Here is a 16817-nt window from a genome sequence, read left to right on the forward strand (position 1 = left end):
CGCCTAGTGTGGGGCACGGTTGTACTGATCTTTGAACCAGACGATATCGTCTGGCTCCAGGTAGCTACCGGATTGAATTTCGAACAGTTCTGGCGGAACGTTGTCCGGATTCTTCAAGCTGCGCGTGAGACCCTGCGGGTCGCGCAACGCCCATGAACGAAAGTACGCCGCTGTTCCAGAAGTCCCTTTCCGAAGCGGTGAAGGTCTCAGCTGTCGCCAGATCCGGTTTCTCCACAAAGCGGTCAGAGGCACAGGGAGGGAGTCAAAGAAGGCATTGTAGATCGGTCTGAAATTATAGCGACACGTTCTGCCAGGACGGATCATTTGTGCGCCACTGCCGGTCGACCGCATCTGGATTCTTCAAGAAAACCGCGTAGTCGGGAAGAGTACGCGGTGTGCTTGCCCCGGGCTCAGTTCAACGCCTGTTCCAGCTCCGGAAGCAGCGAGAACAAATCCCCAACCAACCCGATATCGGCAATCTCGAAGATCGGCGACTCCGGGTCCTTGTTGATCGCAACGATCGTGCCGGCGTCCTTGATGCCGGTCAGATGCTGGATCGCGCCGCTGATGCCGATCGCCACATAGAGCTCTGGCGCGATGATCTTGCCGGTCTGGCCGACCTGCAGCTCATTGGGCACGTAACCGGCGTCCACCGCGGCGCGCGAGGCGCCCACGGCCGCGCCGAGTTTGTCGGCCAGGCTGTAGATGTGCTGGAAGTTCTCGGTCGAGCCGACGCCGCGGCCGCCGGAGACCACGCGCTTGGCGCTCTGCAGGTCGGGGCGGTCGGAGCTGCCCGCGGCCAGGCCGATGAAACGGGTGTGGGTCGGGAGTGTGGCATCGACATTGACCGCCTCGACCGCCGCGCTTCCGCCGCCGGCCGCTTCCGGCCACGAGGCGCTTCGCACGGTTGCCACCACGATCTGGTCGGCCGGCGCTTTCACTGTGATGATCGCGTTGCCGGCGTAGATCGGGCGCTTGAAGGTGTAGGCATCTTCGACCGACATCAGGTCGGAGATCTGGTTCACGCCCAGCAACGCCGCCACGACCGGCATCAGGTCCTTGCCGAAGGTGGTGGAGGGGCCGAACACGTGCGTATAGCCCTGGCCGGCAAGCTGGGCGATCTGCGGCCCCAGCACCTGCGCGATGGCATGTTCGTTGGCGGGGTTGGCCACCGTCAGCACGCGTGCGACGCCCGCCAACTGCGTGGCCTGCGCGGCAACGGCGGCAGGATCGGCCGCCAGCACGACGATGTCGATGGACCCGGCAGACACCGCCAGCGCTGCGCTGAGGGTCTTGGCCGTGGCGGCGTTGAGCTTGCCGTTGAGATGTTCGGCGACGACGAGGATCTTGGCCATTACAACAATCCCTTCTGCTTGAGTGCGGCCACCAGTTCGGCGGCATCCTTCACCATCACGCCGCGGCTGCGCTTGGCCGGCGCTGCGTAGTGCGTGGTGGTCAGACTGTTGTGGGAGTCAACGGCCAGGTCTGCAAAGGCCAGCGTTTCCAGCGGCTTGCTCTTGGCCTTCATGATGTCCGGCAGCTTGATGAAACGCGGCTCGTTCAGGCGCAGGTCGGTGGTGATCACCGCTGGCAGGGCTACTTCCAGCGTTTCCAGGCCGGCGTCGACTTCGCGCGTCACTGTAGCCTTGCCCTCGGCAACCACCAGCTTGCCGGCGAAGGTCGCCTGCGGGCGGCCCCACAACGTGGCGAGCATCTGACCGGTCTGGTTGGCGTCGTCGTCGATCGCCTGCTTGCCCAGGATGACCAGGTCCGGCTGTTCCTTCTCGACCAGCTTGAGCAGGGTGCGGGCGGCGGTCAACGGTTGAATCGCCGCGTCGGTCACCACGTGGATGGCGCGGTTGGCGCCCATGGCCAGGCCGTTGCGCAGGTGCGCGGCCGCGTCGGCCGGGGCCAGGGTGGCGACCACCACCTCGGTGGCGATGCCGGCGTCGCGCAGGCGCAACGCCTCTTCCAGGGCGATTTCGTCGAACGGGTTCGGCGAGAGCTTGACACCGTCGGTCACCACACCGGAGCCATCCGGCTTGACCTGAATGCGGACGTTGTAGTCCACCACGCGCTTGTAGGCGACGAGGATTTTCATCGTGTACGAGATCCTTCAGCTATTGCGGGAAGGCCCGGCCGCGGCGGCAGGCTCGGGAGTGCGGTTATTCTAACCGGGCAGGGCGCACCATGCGATGGCGTATGGGTGCTGCGCTGCGGCGGTCGGACGCAGCGATGTGGGCGATGCTTAAGCTCGGTCTTGCCTGGACCATATATCCTGTGTGGCTTGAAAATGCAGCGCGGGTGCGCGCGACCAGGAGGGTAGATAGTGGCGACTTGGCTAGTAACCGGCGGGGCCGGCTTCATCGGCGGAAATTTTGTTCTGGAGGCGGTCTCTCGCGGGATCCGCGTGGTCAATCTGGACGCGCTCACTTATGCGGGCAATCTGAATACGCTGGCGTCGCTGGAAGGCAATGCCGACCATATCTTCGTCAAGGGCGACATCGGTGATGGAGCGCTTGTGACTCGCCTGCTGCAGGAACATCAGCCGGACGCGGTGCTGAACTTTGCAGCCGAAAGCCATGTCGATCGCTCGATCGAAGGCCCTGGCGCCTTCATCCAGACCAATGTGGTCGGCACTTTGGCCCTGCTTGAGGCAGTGCGCGACTATTGGAAAGCACTGCCGGACACGCGCCGTGATGCCTTCCGCTTCCTGCATGTGTCCACCGACGAGGTCTATGGCACGCTCGGTGAGACCGGCAAGTTCACCGAAACCACGCCGTATGCGCCCAATTCGCCGTACTCGGCGTCCAAGGCGGCATCGGATCATCTGGTGCGCGCGTTTCACCACACCTACGGGCTGCCGGTGCTGACCACCAACTGCTCGAACAACTACGGTCCGTATCACTTCCCCGAAAAACTCATTCCGTTGGTCATTGCCAAGGCGCTGGCTGGCGAGCCGCTGCCGGTCTATGGCGATGGCAAGCAGGTGCGCGACTGGTTGTTCGTCAGCGACCACTGCGAGGCGATCCGCACCGTGCTGGCCAAGGGCCGGGTCGGCGAGACTTACAACGTGGGCGGCAATTCGGAGCGGCAGAACATCGAGGTCGTGCAGGCGATCTGCGCGCTGCTGGATCAGCATCGCCCGCGCGAAGATGGCAAGCCGCGTGAGAGCCAGATCGCCTACGTCACCGACCGCCCCGGGCACGATCGTCGGTATGCGATCGATGCCTCCAAGTTGAAGGACGAGCTGGGCTGGGAGCCGGCGTACACCTTCGAGCAGGGCATCGCATTGACGGTGGACTGGTATCTGACCAACCAAACCTGGGTCCAAGGCGTGCTGGATGGTAGCTATCGACTGGAACGCATCGGCGCAACGGTTTAACGCGCGCACCCCCGGCACGAGCCCGCGCGTTTTGGTGCAGGCTGCCCTAAAGGAATATCTGTGATGACACAACGTAAAGGCATCATCCTGGCGGGCGGCTCCGGCACCCGCCTGTACCCCATCACCAAGGGCGTCAGCAAACAGCTGCTGCCGGTGTACGACAAGCCGATGATCTACTACCCGCTGAGCGTGCTGATGCTCGCGGGTATCCGGGACATCTTGATCATCAACACGCCGCACGAGCAGGCGCTGTTCCAGTCGCTGTTGGGCGATGGCGCGCAGTGGGGCGTCAATATCCAGTACGCCGTGCAACCCAGCCCGGACGGGTTGGCGCAGGCCTATCTGATCGGACGCGACTTCGTAGGCGGCAAGCCGAGTTGCCTGGTACTGGGCGATAATATTTTCCATGGCCACGGTTTGACCGATACCTTGCGCCGCGCCGACGCGCGCGAGCAGGGTGCAACGGTGTTCGGCTACTGGGTCAACGATCCGGAGCGCTACGGTGTTGCCGAATTCGATCAGCACGGCAAGGTCATCGACATTGCCGAAAAGCCGGAAAAGCCACGCTCCAACTATGCGGTCACCGGTTTGTATTTCTATGATGGCAAGGCCAGCGATTATGCGGCTGCCTTGAAGCCGTCGCCGCGCGGCGAGCTGGAAATCACCGATCTCAATCGTTGCTATCTCGATGCTGGCGACTTGCATCTGGAGCCGCTGGGTCGCGGGTATGCGTGGCTGGATACCGGCACGCATCAGTCTTTGCACGAAGCGGCGAATTTCATCGAGACCATCCAGATGCGACAGGGCTTGCAGGTGTGCTGTCCGGAGGAGATTGCATTCGGTCAAGGCTGGATCGATGCCGAGCAGCTGGAGCGTCTGGCGGCGCCGTTGTTGAAGAATGACTATGGCAAGTATTTGACTGCATTAGCCAAGCGTGGGGCTGTCCATTGAAAGTGATCGAAACGACGTTGCCCGGCTGCGTCGTCATCGAGCCTGCGGTCTTCGGTGATGAGCGCGGTCAGTTCTTCGAAACATGGAATGCGGAGCGCTTTGGGCAGCACGGCCTGCCGACGAGTTTTGTGCAAAGTAACGTCTCCACGTCCGCCAGGGGCGTGCTACGTGGTCTGCACTATCAGTGGCCTCGACCGCAGGGCAAATTGGTGAGCGTGCTTGAAGGCGAGGTGTACGATGTCGCGGTGGATATCCGCGCTGGGTCTCCCCACTTCGGGCGTTGGACCGCTGTTTTACTGAGCGCAGAAAATCGACGCCAAGTCTGGATACCTGAAGGCTTTGCACATGGTTTCGCAGTACTTTCAGAGAAAGCATTGTTCAGCTATCTGTGCACCGATGTGTACGTCAAGGAAGCGGATGCAGGCGTGCGTTGGGACGATGCGGCGATCGGGATCGATTGGCCGGTCAGCGATCCGTCGCTGTCCGCCAAGGATGCCAAGGCGCCGTTCCTGGATGAGGTGCCAGTCGATCGTTTGCCGGTGTATAGGCCGTGACCACGCTGGTGTTCGGTGCGAACGGGCAGGTAGGGGCGGAACTGCTACGCGCATTGGCTGCCGATGGCGCGGTGCAGGCGACGACACGCAGTGGCCGATTGCCTGATGGTAGCGCGTGCGAGACCGCAGACTTCGACGCACCGGAAACTTTGCCAGCCTTGCTGGACCGGATTGGCCCGTCGCTTGTCGTCAATGCTGCGGCCTACACGGCAGTGGATCGCGCCGAGCAGGATCGCGTCAGCGCGATGCGGGCGAATGCGCAGGCACCTTTGACCATTGCGGCATGGTGTGCCGCCCGTGACGTGCCGCTGGTGCATTACTCGACCGATTACGTCTTCGACGGCCAGGACACCGCCCCCTATCTTGAGGATGCCCAAACCTCGCCGCTAGGCGTGTATGGCGAAACCAAGCTCGCTGGTGAGAACGCCATCCGTGCTTCCGGCGCGCAGCATCTGATCCTGCGTACGGCATGGGTGTACGCATCGCACGGCGCGAATTTCCTGCGCACCATGTTGCGTGTCGGCGCCGAGCGCGACGAGCTACGCGTGGTGGCCGATCAGATCGGAACGCCGACGCCGGCGGCGTTGATCGCCGATATCACTGCACAGTTGCTTCGGCAACGCACCGCCGAAACATCGGGTACCTGGCATCTCACTGCTGCAGGGCAGACCAGCTGGCATGGCTTTGCCGAGGCGATCTTCGAAGAGGCTGTGAGCGCAGGACTGCTGCCGCGTGCGCCGCGCGTGGTACCGATCACCACCGCAGACTATCCGACCCCTGCGAAGCGGCCGGCGTATTCGCGGTTGTCGATCGAGAAACTGCAGCGCGATTTCGACATCGTGCTGCCGGAATGGCGACTTGGCTTGCAGCGCGTGATTGCCGAAGTCGCCGCTGCCAGACAGTAAAAGTCGCGGCTCAGATCGGTGGCAACCACGCTACCTGCCGACGAAATGAGAGCCGCAAAAGCAAACAGCCGGGAATCCCCGGCTGTTTGCTTTTGTGTTGCATAAACCTGCAAACGACCGATCAGGTACGCCCGTAGGTATCCTCAAAGCGCACGATATCGTCTTCGCCCAGATAGCTGCCGGACTGCACTTCGATCAGTTCCAGCGGCAATTTGCCCGGGTTCTTCAGGCGATGGGTGACGCCCAGCGGGATGTAGGTACTCTGGTTCTCGGTCAGCAGCAGAACTTCGTCGCCACGGGTGACCTCGGCGGTGCCGCTCACCACGATCCAATGCTCGGCGCGGTGGTGATGCATCTGCAAGCTGAGCGTGGCGCCCGGCTTGACGGTGATGCGCTTGACCTGAAAACGCTGGCCCATGTCGATCGAATCGTAGGCGCCCCACGGACGATAGACCTTGCGGTGCCAGGTCGCCTCCGAGCGGCCGGCCGACTTGATCTGGCTGACCACTTCCTTGACCTCCTGGATGCGGTCGCGGTGGCCGACCAGTACGGCGTCGTCGGTTTCCACCACCACCACATTTTCCAGGCCGACCATGGCGATCAGGCGCGAGCCGTACGCGTAGGTGTTCTTGCAGTCCAGCTGGATGACATCGCCGTGGTGCGCGTTGCCCTGACCATCCTGCTCGGAGACGTCCAGCAGCGACGACCATGAACCGACATCGTTCCAACCGGCATCCAGCGGCACCACGACCGCATCGGCAGTCTTTTCCATCACCGCATAGTCGATCGAATCCGACGGGCTGGAGGCGAACGCATCCTTGTCCAGACGAGTGAAGTCGGCGTCGCGCTTGCCGCCTTCCCAGGCTTTCTGGCACGCATCGGCGATGGCGGGCTGGAATTTGCGCAGTTCTTCGAGGTAGCGCGAGGCGCGGAACAGGAACATGCCGCTGTTCCAGTAGTACTCGCCGCTGGCCAGATAGCCCTGTGCAGTGGCCAGATCGGGCTTCTCGACGAAGCGCTCGACCGCAGTGGCGCCGGTGCCGGCACCGGCCTTGATGTAGCCATAGCCTGTCTCGGGCGCGGTCGGCTTGATGCCGAAGGTGACCAGCTTGCCCTGTTCTGCGGCAGCTGCAGCGACGGTCACGGCAGCCTGGAAGGCGGCCTCGTCACGAATCACATGATCGGACGGCAGCACCAGCAGCAGCGGATCGCCGCCGTTGCGGGTGGCTTCCAGTGCGGCAACCGCAATCGCCGGGGCGGTGTTGCGGCCCTTGGGCTCGAGCAGGATGGCCGATGGCTTCACGCCCAGCTGCTGCAACTGCTCGGCCGCCATGAAGCGGTGCTCTTCGTTGGCCACCACGATGGGTGCGTGCGCCGCCACCGGAGCGGAGCGCAGCCAGGTGGCCTGCAGCATGCTGTGCTCGCCGACCAGCGGCAGGAACTGCTTGGGGTAGGTCTCGCGCGACAGCGGCCACAGGCGTGTGCCGGAGCCGCCGGAAAGAATGATCGGAAGGACATCGCTCATGAGCGGGGGAAACTCCAGTGCGTCAAAGTGGGGGAAGATGGTAAATCAGCCGCGTAACAGGTTGGAAATTTCCTGCGTACGCGTCTCCAGCAGTGCAGCATCGCCGCGCGTTTCCACGTTCAGACGCAGCAGCGGCTCGGTGTTGGAGCTGCGCAGGTTGAAGCGCCATTGCCCGAAGTCGGCGCTGATGCCGTCGGTGTAATCCAGCTCCGGTGACTGATCACCGTAATGCGCCATGACGCGTGCGACCGCAGCCTTGGCGTCGTCGACCTTGAAGTTGATCTCGCCGCTGCAGGGGAACTTCTGCATGCGCGCTTCGACCAGGTCCGCCAGCGAACGGCCCGATTGCGAGACCAGCTCGGCGATCAGCAGCCACGGAATCATGCCCGAGTCGGCGTAGGCGAATTCGCGGAAGTAATGGTGCGCGCTCATTTCGCCACCATAGACGGCGTTCTCGCTGCGCATCTTTTCCTTGATGAAGGCGTGGCCACTCTTGCACAGCACCGGAATGCCGCCGGCGTCTTCCACCATCTCCACCGTGTTCCAGGTCAGGCGCGGGTCGTGCACGACCTTGCCGCCGGGCTGCTTGGCCAGGATGGCTTGCGCCAGCAGGCCGACCAGGTAATAGCCCTCGATGAAGCGGCCAGTGTGATCGAAGAAGAAGCAACGATCGAAGTCGCCATCCCAGGCAATCCCGAAGTCGGCGCCGTGTTCCTTGACCGCCTTGGCGGTGGCGTCGCGGTTTTCCGGCAGCAGCGGGTTGGGGATGCCGTTGGGGAAGTTGCCATCGGGCTCGTGGAAGACGCGCACGAATTCGAATGGCAGATGCGGTGCCAGCAGGTCGACGATCAGGCCGGCGCCGCCGTTGCCGGCGTTGACCACCAGCTTGAGCGGCTTGAGCGTGCTGCGGTCCACGTAGCTGAGCAGGTGCTCCAGATACGCGGTCTTGTCGGTGCGGCTGTGCTCGGCAGCGGTGGGCTCGCCTGCGGCGGCAGTATCGGCCGCGACCGTGTCGCGGATGGCGAACAGGCCGGTATCGGAGCTGATCGGCCGCGCCTGCTCACGCACCAGCTTCATGCCGTTGTAGTCCATCGGGTTGTGGCTGGCGGTGACCATCACGCCGCCGGCGGCCTTGAGGTGATCGGTCTGGAAATAGACCTCCTCGGTGCCACACAGGCCGATGTCGATCACCTCGCGGCCGCTGGCACGCAGGCCGGCAGACAGGGCTTCCTGCAGTGCCGGGCTCGCCAGGCGCACATCGTGGCCCAGGACCACGGGCCCTTGATCCAGCTGCGCCGCCAGTGCCACGCCGATGCGGCGGGCCAAGTCCTCGTTGAGTTCATCCGGCACGCGGCCGCGAATATCGTAGGCCTTGAAGGCGGGTAGCGTCATGGGCAATTCCTCGGGTGGGGGACAGCCGAGTTTAGCGGCTGCGCCGTGTCTTGGGTGTGGCGGAATTGCGACCGAGGACAGGGAACAGTCAGCGGCTAGAATGCCCGCTTCGCATCAGCGAGGTGAGGGCGGTGATGAACCAAGTTGCAAGGGGGGCGGGCGCCAAGCGCTATGCCGATGCCAAGGCGGCGCTGGCCGGCGTGGTGGCCGATGGACAAACGCTGGCAGTTGGCGGCTTCGGGCTGTGCGGCATTCCGGAAGCCTTGATCACTGCGCTGCGCGACAGCGCAGTGAGCGGCCTGACGGTGATTTCCAACAATGCAGGCGTGGATGGCTTCGGCCTGGGGCAACTGCTGGCGACCCGCCAGATCCGCAAGATGATTTCGTCCTACGTGGGCGAGAACAAGGAATTCGAACGCCAATATCTGGCCGGCGAACTCGAGCTGGAATTCAATCCGCAGGGCACGCTGGCCGAGCGCCTGCGTGCGGGCGGTGCGGGCATTCCCGCGTTCTACACTGCCACCGGCTACGGCACCATCGTGGCCGACGGCAAGGAAACGCGTGAGTTCGATGGCAAGCATTACGTGCTGGAAACCGCGTTACAGGCCGACGTTGCGCTGATCAAGGCGTGGCGCGCCGACACCGCCGGCAACCTGGTATTCCGCAAGACGGCGCGCAATTTCAATCCGGCCTGTGCCATGGCCGGGCGAATCTGCATCGCCGAGGTGGAGGAGATTGTCGAGCTCGGTGCGATCGATCCGGATCAGGTGCATCTGCCCGGCATTTATGTTGACCGCCTGGTACTCAACGCCACACCGGAAAAACGCATCGAACAGCGCACCGTGCGCCAGGGAGACAAGTAATGGCCTGGACCCGCGATCAGATGGCGGCACGCGCCGCGCGCGAACTCACCGACGGCGCCTACGTCAACCTGGGCATCGGCCTGCCCACGCTGGTGGCCAACCACATTCCCGACGGCGTGGACGTGTGGCTGCAATCGGAAAACGGCCTGCTCGGCATCGGCCCGTTTCCCGGCGAAGACGAAGTGGACGCGGATCTCATCAATGCCGGCAAACAGACCGTGACCGCGCGCGCAGGTGCCAGCTATTTCGGCAGCCACGATTCGTTCGCCATGATCCGCGGTGGACACATCGACCTGGCGATCCTCGGCGCGATGCAGGTCACCGACCGCGGCGACCTCGCCAACTGGATGGTGCCCGGCAAGATGGTCAAGGGCATGGGCGGCGCGATGGACCTGGTGGCCGGCGTCAAGCGCGTGGTCGTGCTGATGGAACACGTGGCCAAGGACGGCACGCACAAGATCCTGCCGCAATGCGACCTGCCGCTGACCGGCGTGGGCGTGGTCGATCGCATCATCACCGACCTGGCCGTGTTTGATGTGACCGATGGCGGGCTGGTGCTGGTGGAGGCTGCAGAGGGCGTTGGGTTGGAGGAGCTACGCGCCAAAACCGGTGTTGCGTTCGTCGTACAAACAAGAGGCTAGATGTTTACGCTGCAATTCGCAGGGCGCCGTCAAGGCGCCTTGCGTGCATATCGGTAAGGTTGGGCGGATGGTGTTTTGGTGATGCCCAGTGTTTGTTCGACCGTGGTGACGCGATGCCCCGAATGGGTCACTGCAAGACCGACGAAGCGCTCGATCGCATGCGCAAGGGTGCCATCGATCTGTCCCTGTTCGCTTTCAAATTCGCTCGCATGAAGATGCGCGTCCAGCAATGGGCGTAGCGCCTCAAGCCTTGCCCAGAACATGCTGCCGGAAGCAAACAAGCTATTTGTGTCCGGCGCATCCGAGCCTGTGCGAACAGTAAGATAATCCAGTGCGTCAGCATTGCCGCCGATAAATTCGGTCACCGGTAATAGATGATCTTCAGGTGCCGCGAGACCGACAAGCGGATCGGTAGAGAACGCGTTCACGATCGCATCGACCCGCTGCGGCCCTAGCAATGCGGTGAGCATCTCGCCCCGCCATGCATTTCCGTCATCGCGATGGGTCGATTTCTTGGTATGCAGCTTCAAAACCAGCTGCACGTTCTCATCGAGTAGCCGATTGGCCACGTGTAGGAAAGGCAGGATGTCGCGGCCACGATTTTCAAAGCCTTCCACCTCGGCCTGGATGCCGCGGCGCTGTATGCACTTAGTGACTTCGATGACCTTCGTGAGGTCGGTCGTGATGATGATGCGCAGCGGAGTTCCGCACTCCACAATTGCGTCGAGCATCTCGTCCAGTACATCGAGATACCAGGCGTGCAAGACCACGCATGCGCTTGGCGAACATATCTCGGTGGCGACATCGTGTGCACGCGTCAGTGCCTGTCGTGTTGCATCCAGCCATGCGTATCCCAAGCGCGCATCCGGTTCGAGTACTGCACCCTCAGCCCACTCGTTCCATGCATTGATGAACACCATGCGGTGCGCGGACGGCGCATTGGCGAGGCGATGTTGCACGGTGCGCGCGAGCCAATCACGGTAGCGACGCGGTGATGCATGCAGATAGATGCGTCCTTTCCCCGAACGGCGCGGTTCGTTGTCCCAGCCCGGGTTGACACCTGGATACAGCGTGTAATCGCGTAGCGGTCGCTGTTCCATGTCGCGCGCAAGTTCTCTCCAGTCGAGCACGTCGCCACTGAAGTCCGGATTCACCAATCGCTGTCTTGCAGTGACCGAAGGTGGCGTACTCATATTGGGAGGAAATTCAACTGCCGCATCAAATCCGATGTCGCGCGGATCCGGACGTTCGAAGCCTTGGACATAGGCAAGATGAATTTCACCGATGCCATTGTCGCGGCACCAATTGCGCCAGCGTGCTGCGGTCTGCACAGGCTCGGGCAGTAAATGTGGCCGATAAACCAGCAACAAGGGGCGGTCACCCACGCGCAGATATTTAGGATTGCGCATATACCTTGCGACGTGGGCGATAAAGGCCAGATCGTCGTCCGCACTGTGAGCCTGATCGATCAAAACATCGTGACCACGGCCATCCCAGCGCCGCGCCCATTTCTCGTTCGCCCAGCAAAGGCAGAACGGCAACGTGATCGAGGTGTCTGCGTGCCATTGGTTGATCGGCATTTCCAGCAAGGTCTTGCCGGCGAACCAATAGAAATAGAAGCAAAATGCGCCTAGACCGTACTCCTGTGCCAGTCGAGCCTGCTCGCGCATGACATCAGGAGTGCGAAGATCGTAGAAGCCGAGGTCAGCAGGCAGTCTGGGCTGTTGATGTCCCTCAAATTGCGGAAGAGTGCGGGAGACATTGCGCCATTCGGTGAAACCCTTGCCCCACCATGCATCGTTTTCCGGGATAGGATGAAATTGCGGCAGATAGAACGCAACCAAGGTTGCCGGAAGCGTTTCGGGTAATGCAGTCGTGCGATAAGCCACATGGCCAATCGCCGCTTCATCACTACGTGCTGTGGGGCGCCGCGAAATCGCATGGTTTGCGCGGCCACGTACAGGCTCGGGTACCCAATCGGCATGTCGGTCCAGAAACCAGCTACGCCACCGGTCGCGTGTTGCATCGCTTAAAGGGATGACACGAAACCCAGCGCGCAGCAGCCCAAATAAGTGGGCGCGCGCGCGTGCCTGGATCGAGCGATCGAGTGTGCTCACAGATTCTGGTAGTTCGGCCCCGAACCACCCTCCGGGGTGACCCAATTGATGATTTCGTAGGGGTCCTTGATGTCGCAGGTCTTGCAATGCACGCAGTTGGCGGCGTTGATTTGCAGGCGCTTGCCTGAGGGGCTGGTAGTGTCTGCGACCATTTCGTAGACGTTGGCCGGGCAGAAGCGGGTGCAGGGGTTGTTGTATTCCTCCACGCAGCGGGTGGCGCAGATGCTGGTGTCAAGCACCTGCAGATGCACCGGTTGGTCTTCGTCGTGTTCGGTGGCGGCGAAGTAGACCGCCTGCAGCCGGTCGCGTGGGGCGAGCTCGCGCTGGACGTAGTCGCGTTTGGGCTGTTCGTACTCGCCGAGTTTGTGCATGGCCGACCAGTCCGGCTTGTTTTTCAGTGTCCACGGCGAGGCGCCTTTTAGCGCGGTTTCCCAGGCGGCATTGAGCATGCCCAGCCACAGTCCCTTCTTGAAGCCGGGCTTGATGTTGCGCACCTGCTTGAGTTCGGCCATGGCATCGGAGGCGCGCAGCTTGGCGTCGAAGCCCTGTGGGGCTAGCTGCGATTGCACCAGGTGCTCGGCGGCCAGCATGCCGCTGCGGATCGCCTGATGGGTGCCCTTGATCTTGGGCACGTTGAGCAGGCCGGCGGTGTCGCCGATCAACAGCGCACCCGGCATTTCCACCTTGGGCAGCGATTGCCAGCCGCCGGTGACGATGGCGCGCGCGCCGGCCGACAGGATGCTGCCGCCTTCCAGCAGGGGCTTGATCAGCGCGTGGTTCTTCCATTGCTGGAAAGCCTCCCACGGCTGGTAGTTGGGGTCGCTGTAGTCCAGCCCGCTGACGTAGCCCAGCGCGATCTGGTTGTTGTCCAGGTGATACAGGAAGCTGCCGCCATAGGTGCGGTTGTCGGCCGGCCAGCCGAGCGTGTGCACGATCTTGCCGGGGCTGACGCGGCCCTCGGGCACCTGCCACAGTTCCTTGATGCCGATCGAATAGCCCTGCGGGTCGACATCGGCAGTCAGGTCGAAGCGCTTGAGCAGGCGCTTGGTGAGATGGCCACGCGCGCCTTCGGCCAGCACGGTGACCTTGGCGCGGATGTCGATACCGGCGGTGTAGCCGGGCTTGTGCGACCCATCCTTGGCCACGCCCATATCGCCGATGCGTACGCCCACCACCTGGCCGCTGTCGTCGTGCAGGGTTTCGGCGGCGGCAAAGCCGGGGTAGATCTCCACGCCTAGGGCTTCGGCCTGCGGGGCGAGCCAGGCGCACATGGCGCCCAGGCTGACGATGAAGTTGCCATGGTTGCGCATGCCTGGGGGCACCACCGGGAATTTGCGCGCGCTGTCCTTGCTGAGAAACCAGAATTCGTCTTGGGTGGCGGCCAAGCAGATCGGCGGCGGGTGATCGCGCCAGCCCGGCAGCAAGGCATCCAGCGGGCCGGGTTCGATCACCGCGCCGGAGAGGATGTGCGCGCCGATGGTGCTGGACTTTTCGATCACGCACACGCTCAACGCGGGGTTGAGCTGTTTGAGCCGGATCGCGAACGACAGCCCGGCCGGACCGGCACCGACGGTGACGACGTCGTACTCCATCACGTCGCGCTCGACCGTCTCTGACGCTTGCGCGCCGATTCCCGCTTCCGACATTGCTCCGCTCCCGTTGGCTCGATGGCTGGGGTGCATTTTCCGGGATTGCATGTGATGGCGGCAAATCGCGTTGATTCATCCGCCGCTGCCGGTGCGCCCGGACACGCGCATGCTAGCGTTTGCGCATGAACATACGCATTGCACTGCCAGGAGCTCAGGTCCACTGGTGTCGCGGCTGGTTGCAGGCCGCGCACGCCGATGCGCTGATGCAGGCGCTGCTGGACCAGGTGCAGTGGGAGGTCCATCGCATCCGCATGTTCGGGCGGGTGGTGGATTCACCGCGTCTGAGCAGCTGGATCGGCGATGCGGATGCCAGCTATCGCTACTCGGGCACGCAGTTTGCGCCGCAGCCTTGGCTGGAGGCGCTACAGCCAGTGCGTACGCGTCTGCAGGATGAGACCGGCTCCCCGTTCAACAGCGTGCTGGTCAACCGCTACCGCAGCGGAGCCGACGCGATGGGCTGGCATAGCGATGACGAGCCGGAGCTGGGCGCGCAACCGGTGATCGCATCGCTAAGCCTGGGCGCGGCGCGGCGGTTCGCCTTCAAGCATCGGCACGATGCGGCGTTGAAGCAGACCCTGGAACTCGGCCATGGCGACTTGTTGCTGATGGGCGGCGATACCCAGCGCCATTACAAACATGCCTTGCCGCGCACCGTAAAACCGGTCGGCGAGCGCATCAATCTGACCTTTCGCCAGATTGCGGTGTGCGCGTCCCAGCGATAAAAGAGCGGCTAACAAAACGTCGCGAGCGGTCGCCTGGCGGTGAGCGCAGTGGTTTCGTTGGCTGCATCTTGTTGGATGCAGTCAGAAGCCAGGTCAAACGCTGGGTCGCTCAAGGGCGCAGTGTCCTCACCGCTTGCGGGACACGCCGTCAACCCGTCCCTGGGGGCTCGGTGGCGGCATCCATGCCGCCACACGGTCCCGCAAGCGGCGAGGACACCGCACCAGACAGTTTGCTGGCTGTTTTACTGAAAGCCATGCACACCGACCATCTCGACGGGTCCTTGCCCGCCCACCGTCGCGGGACCTTACGCGGCATGGATGCCGCGCAAGAGCTTACTAGGACGTACTTGCAGCGTGTCCCGCGATGGTGGGAAGGCAAGGGCCCCCGCAGTCATGCAGCAGATCAGCCGCTTTGCGGCAGCCCCAGGCGGGCGCGGCCGGTACTCGGAATCGGCATGTACCACTCGTATGCTCCGGCTCCTGCGCGCCGTCCGTGTCCACCTGGCGACCGCTGGCTACGTTTTTCTGGCTGCTCGCTTGCGCTTACAACGCACGCGGCAAGGTCTGGCTGTCCTGCTGACCGGTGATCAAGGTCCAACCCACCAGCTCGGTGGTGACCTGGGTCAGGGCCTGCTCGAACGCGGCCGCGACCGCAGCGGTGTCGGTGCTGCTCGAGGGGCGGGCCACGGTGAACGTACGCGATGCCACCACGCGCTGATCGGAGGAATGCAGCAGCTTGGCGTTGAGCTCGATGGTGGCAGCCGGCAGCGACTGGCCGGCATAGTCGGACTCGAAGCGGCGCACGTCGATCGCCAGTTTGTAGTCCGAGCGGATCCCGGCGCCGATGCGCGCAACCGCGGCGATCTTGCCGGAGTCTTCGAACGCGCGCACCACGCTGTCTTCCAGCATGTCGGTGGCCGGTTGCGCCCAGCCGGCGCCGTGATAGACCTGCAATTCGCCGGGGGTCGGGCGCACATTGATGCGCGGGCTGTCGATGATACGCGCGGCGCTGGGCTTGGCCACCGAGAGCTGCCAGCTCACCTGCGGCCACGCTGGATTTGGCGTGACGCGCACGGTGGGGGCGTAGATCGTGGCCGGCTTCTGGTCGCCACCGGTCAGGACCGAGCAGCCGCCCAGCGCCAGCAACGAGACGCACAGCAGGGGACGCAACAGGCGCATGGCAGTCATTTCGGTTCGAACTCCTTGGGTGCGTCGCGGCCGAGCAGGTAGCGCGCAGGGTTGTTGTCCAGTTTGTCGCTGACCCGGCGCAGATCGCGGATCAGGCCGCGCAACTCGGTGAGCGTGGGGCCCAGCTGGCCTAGGCCGTCATTGGCAAAACTATTGATGGCCGCGCGGTTCTCGCCAAGGATGTTGTCGGCGTTGCCGGCGGCCGAATCCAGCTTGACCAGGGTCGCGTCGAGTTTTTCCAGGATGCCGGGCAGCTGCTGCACCAGGTTCTGGTCCAGCCGTTTGATGGTGCCGTTGGTGGTGGTCAGGGTGGTGTCCAGATTGCGCGCGGCGTCGCGCGCGCTGACGATCAGCGCCTGCATGCCTTCGTCGCGATCGGCGATGCCGCCGCTGATCTTTTCCAGGTTCTGCAGCGTGGCGGTGATGCTGGCCACGTTCTTGTCCGAGAGCATCTGGTCCATGCGCTCGACGATGCGGTTGGCGGTGTCGGTGATGTTCTGCAGTGCCGACGGCGTGGTCTGGATGATCGGCGCATCGCTCTTGTCGATGGTGGTCAGCGACGGCGCTTCGGGCGTGCCGCCGGAGAGCTGGATGATCGACGGGCCGGTCAGGCTGGTGATGGCCAGCTTGGCGCGGGTGTCGCTTTTGATCGGCGTGGTGGAGTTCACCCGCACATGCGCCACGACCTGGCGCGGGTCGTTCGGCGCCAGCGTCAGTTCGGTGATCGAGCCCACTGCGATGCCGTTGTACTGCACCGGGCTTCCGACCGACAGGCCGGTCACCGCCTCGCGGAACACCACCCGGTATTGCTGCCAGGTGCGGTCGGAGGAGTATTTGGCGGCCCACAGCCCGAACAGCAGCAGGGCCAGGCCGGCCACGATGGTGAAGGCGCCGATCAGGACGTAATTGGCTTTGGTTTCCATGC

At 63.3% G+C, this 16817-nt stretch carries 16 protein-coding genes and 1 other RNA gene; 8 read left to right on the top strand and 9 right to left on the bottom strand.

The window, feature by feature from the left end; all coding sequences use genetic code 11:
* Positions 1-3: 3 nt before the first annotated feature.
* From ACD584_RS03940 to ACD584_RS03950, 3 genes are read right to left on the bottom strand one after another with little or no spacing between them, the layout of a single operon-like run.
* A complete protein-coding gene (locus ACD584_RS03940) occupies positions 4-351 on the bottom strand; it encodes a hypothetical protein (protein ID WP_076036451.1) in 348 nt (115 codons plus the stop codon).
* 59 nt (positions 352-410) lie between these two features.
* Positions 411-1355, bottom strand: a complete 945-nt coding sequence (locus tag ACD584_RS03945) for an electron transfer flavoprotein subunit alpha/FixB family protein (protein WP_076036450.1) — start codon at positions 1353-1355, stop codon at positions 411-413.
* Positions 1355-2101 carry an electron transfer flavoprotein subunit beta/FixA family protein gene (locus tag ACD584_RS03950; RefSeq protein WP_070691773.1) on the bottom strand — a complete coding sequence of 249 codons (747 nt, stop codon included), beginning with the start codon at positions 2099-2101 and terminating at the stop codon, positions 1355-1357. The genes ACD584_RS03945 and ACD584_RS03950 overlap by 1 nt, the downstream gene beginning before the upstream one ends.
* A gap of 228 nt (positions 2102-2329) precedes the next feature.
* On the opposite strand from ACD584_RS03950, the gene rfbB reads away from it, so the two are divergent.
* From rfbB to rfbD, 4 genes are all read left to right on the top strand, one after another.
* Positions 2330-3385, top strand: coding sequence for a dTDP-glucose 4,6-dehydratase (gene rfbB, locus ACD584_RS03955; protein WP_012439278.1), 1056 nt, complete (start codon positions 2330-2332; stop codon positions 3383-3385).
* 63 nt (positions 3386-3448) lie between these two features.
* Complete coding sequence (rfbA, locus tag ACD584_RS03960) at positions 3449-4336, top strand: glucose-1-phosphate thymidylyltransferase RfbA (protein ID WP_012439277.1); 888 nt, start codon at positions 3449-3451, stop codon at positions 4334-4336.
* On the top strand, positions 4333-4890 hold the full coding sequence (rfbC, locus tag ACD584_RS03965; RefSeq protein ID WP_011035866.1) for a dTDP-4-dehydrorhamnose 3,5-epimerase: 558 nt from the start codon (positions 4333-4335) through the stop codon (positions 4888-4890). Before rfbA ends, rfbC begins: the two co-directional genes overlap by 4 nt.
* Positions 4887-5795 (top strand): dTDP-4-dehydrorhamnose reductase, encoded by a 909-nt coding sequence (gene rfbD / locus ACD584_RS03970; protein ID WP_076036449.1) that lies wholly within the window; start codon positions 4887-4889, stop codon positions 5793-5795. The genes rfbC and rfbD overlap by 4 nt, the downstream gene beginning before the upstream one ends.
* Positions 5796-5916: 121 nt before the next feature.
* Here the strand turns inward: rfbD and ACD584_RS03975 are convergent, their stop codons facing one another.
* Positions 5917-7320: a mannose-1-phosphate guanylyltransferase/mannose-6-phosphate isomerase gene (locus tag ACD584_RS03975; protein WP_012439275.1), complete on the bottom strand. Its 1404-nt coding sequence runs from the start codon at positions 7318-7320 to the stop codon at positions 5917-5919.
* Positions 7321-7365: 45 nt separating this feature from the next.
* Positions 7366-8712, bottom strand: a complete 1347-nt coding sequence (locus ACD584_RS03980; RefSeq protein WP_014506571.1) for a phosphohexose mutase — start codon at positions 8710-8712, stop codon at positions 7366-7368.
* Positions 8713-8846: 134 nt separating this feature from the next.
* Here ACD584_RS03980 and ACD584_RS03985 point away from each other — a divergent pair, with 134 nt between their 5' ends.
* Positions 8847-9575, top strand: coding sequence for a succinyl-CoA--3-ketoacid CoA transferase subunit A (locus ACD584_RS03985; RefSeq protein WP_012439273.1), 729 nt, complete (start codon positions 8847-8849; stop codon positions 9573-9575).
* Positions 9575-10216, top strand: a complete 642-nt coding sequence (locus ACD584_RS03990; protein WP_012439272.1) for a succinyl-CoA--3-ketoacid CoA transferase subunit B — start codon at positions 9575-9577, stop codon at positions 10214-10216. The genes ACD584_RS03985 and ACD584_RS03990 overlap by 1 nt, the downstream gene beginning before the upstream one ends.
* A gap of 29 nt (positions 10217-10245) precedes the next feature.
* Here the strand turns inward: ACD584_RS03990 and ACD584_RS03995 are convergent, their stop codons facing one another.
* Positions 10246-12333 carry a glycoside hydrolase family 99-like domain-containing protein gene (locus ACD584_RS03995; RefSeq protein WP_076036448.1) on the bottom strand — a complete coding sequence of 696 codons (2088 nt, stop codon included), beginning with the start codon at positions 12331-12333 and terminating at the stop codon, positions 10246-10248.
* Complete coding sequence (locus tag ACD584_RS04000) at positions 12330-13979, bottom strand: electron transfer flavoprotein-ubiquinone oxidoreductase (protein ID WP_076036447.1); 1650 nt, start codon at positions 13977-13979, stop codon at positions 12330-12332. Before ACD584_RS04000 ends, ACD584_RS03995 begins: the two co-directional genes overlap by 4 nt.
* Before the next feature lie 125 nt (positions 13980-14104).
* Here ACD584_RS04000 and ACD584_RS04005 point away from each other — a divergent pair, with 125 nt between their 5' ends.
* Positions 14105-14704 (top strand): alpha-ketoglutarate-dependent dioxygenase AlkB, encoded by a 600-nt coding sequence (locus ACD584_RS04005; RefSeq protein WP_175611580.1) that lies wholly within the window; start codon positions 14105-14107, stop codon positions 14702-14704.
* Between the two features lie 455 nt (positions 14705-15159).
* Positions 15160-15235: non-coding RNA, sX9 sRNA (locus ACD584_RS04010), on the top strand.
* A gap of 12 nt (positions 15236-15247) precedes the next feature.
* Here ACD584_RS04010 and ACD584_RS04015 read toward each other — a convergent pair.
* Together ACD584_RS04015 and ACD584_RS04020 are read right to left on the bottom strand one after the other, a co-directional pair.
* On the bottom strand, positions 15248-15892 hold the full coding sequence (locus ACD584_RS04015) for an ABC-type transport auxiliary lipoprotein family protein (RefSeq protein ID WP_076036445.1): 645 nt from the start codon (positions 15890-15892) through the stop codon (positions 15248-15250).
* The gene (locus ACD584_RS04020) at positions 15889-16815 is read right to left on the bottom strand and encodes an MlaD family protein (protein ID WP_011035876.1); all 927 of its coding nucleotides are present in this window, start codon (positions 16813-16815) and stop codon (positions 15889-15891) included. Before ACD584_RS04020 ends, ACD584_RS04015 begins: the two co-directional genes overlap by 4 nt.
* Positions 16816-16817: the final 2 nt, after the last annotated feature.

This window comes from Xanthomonas sp. NCPPB 2922 (genome assembly GCF_041520885.1).
GTDB classification, from domain to species: domain Bacteria; phylum Pseudomonadota; class Gammaproteobacteria; order Xanthomonadales; family Xanthomonadaceae; genus Xanthomonas; species Xanthomonas campestris.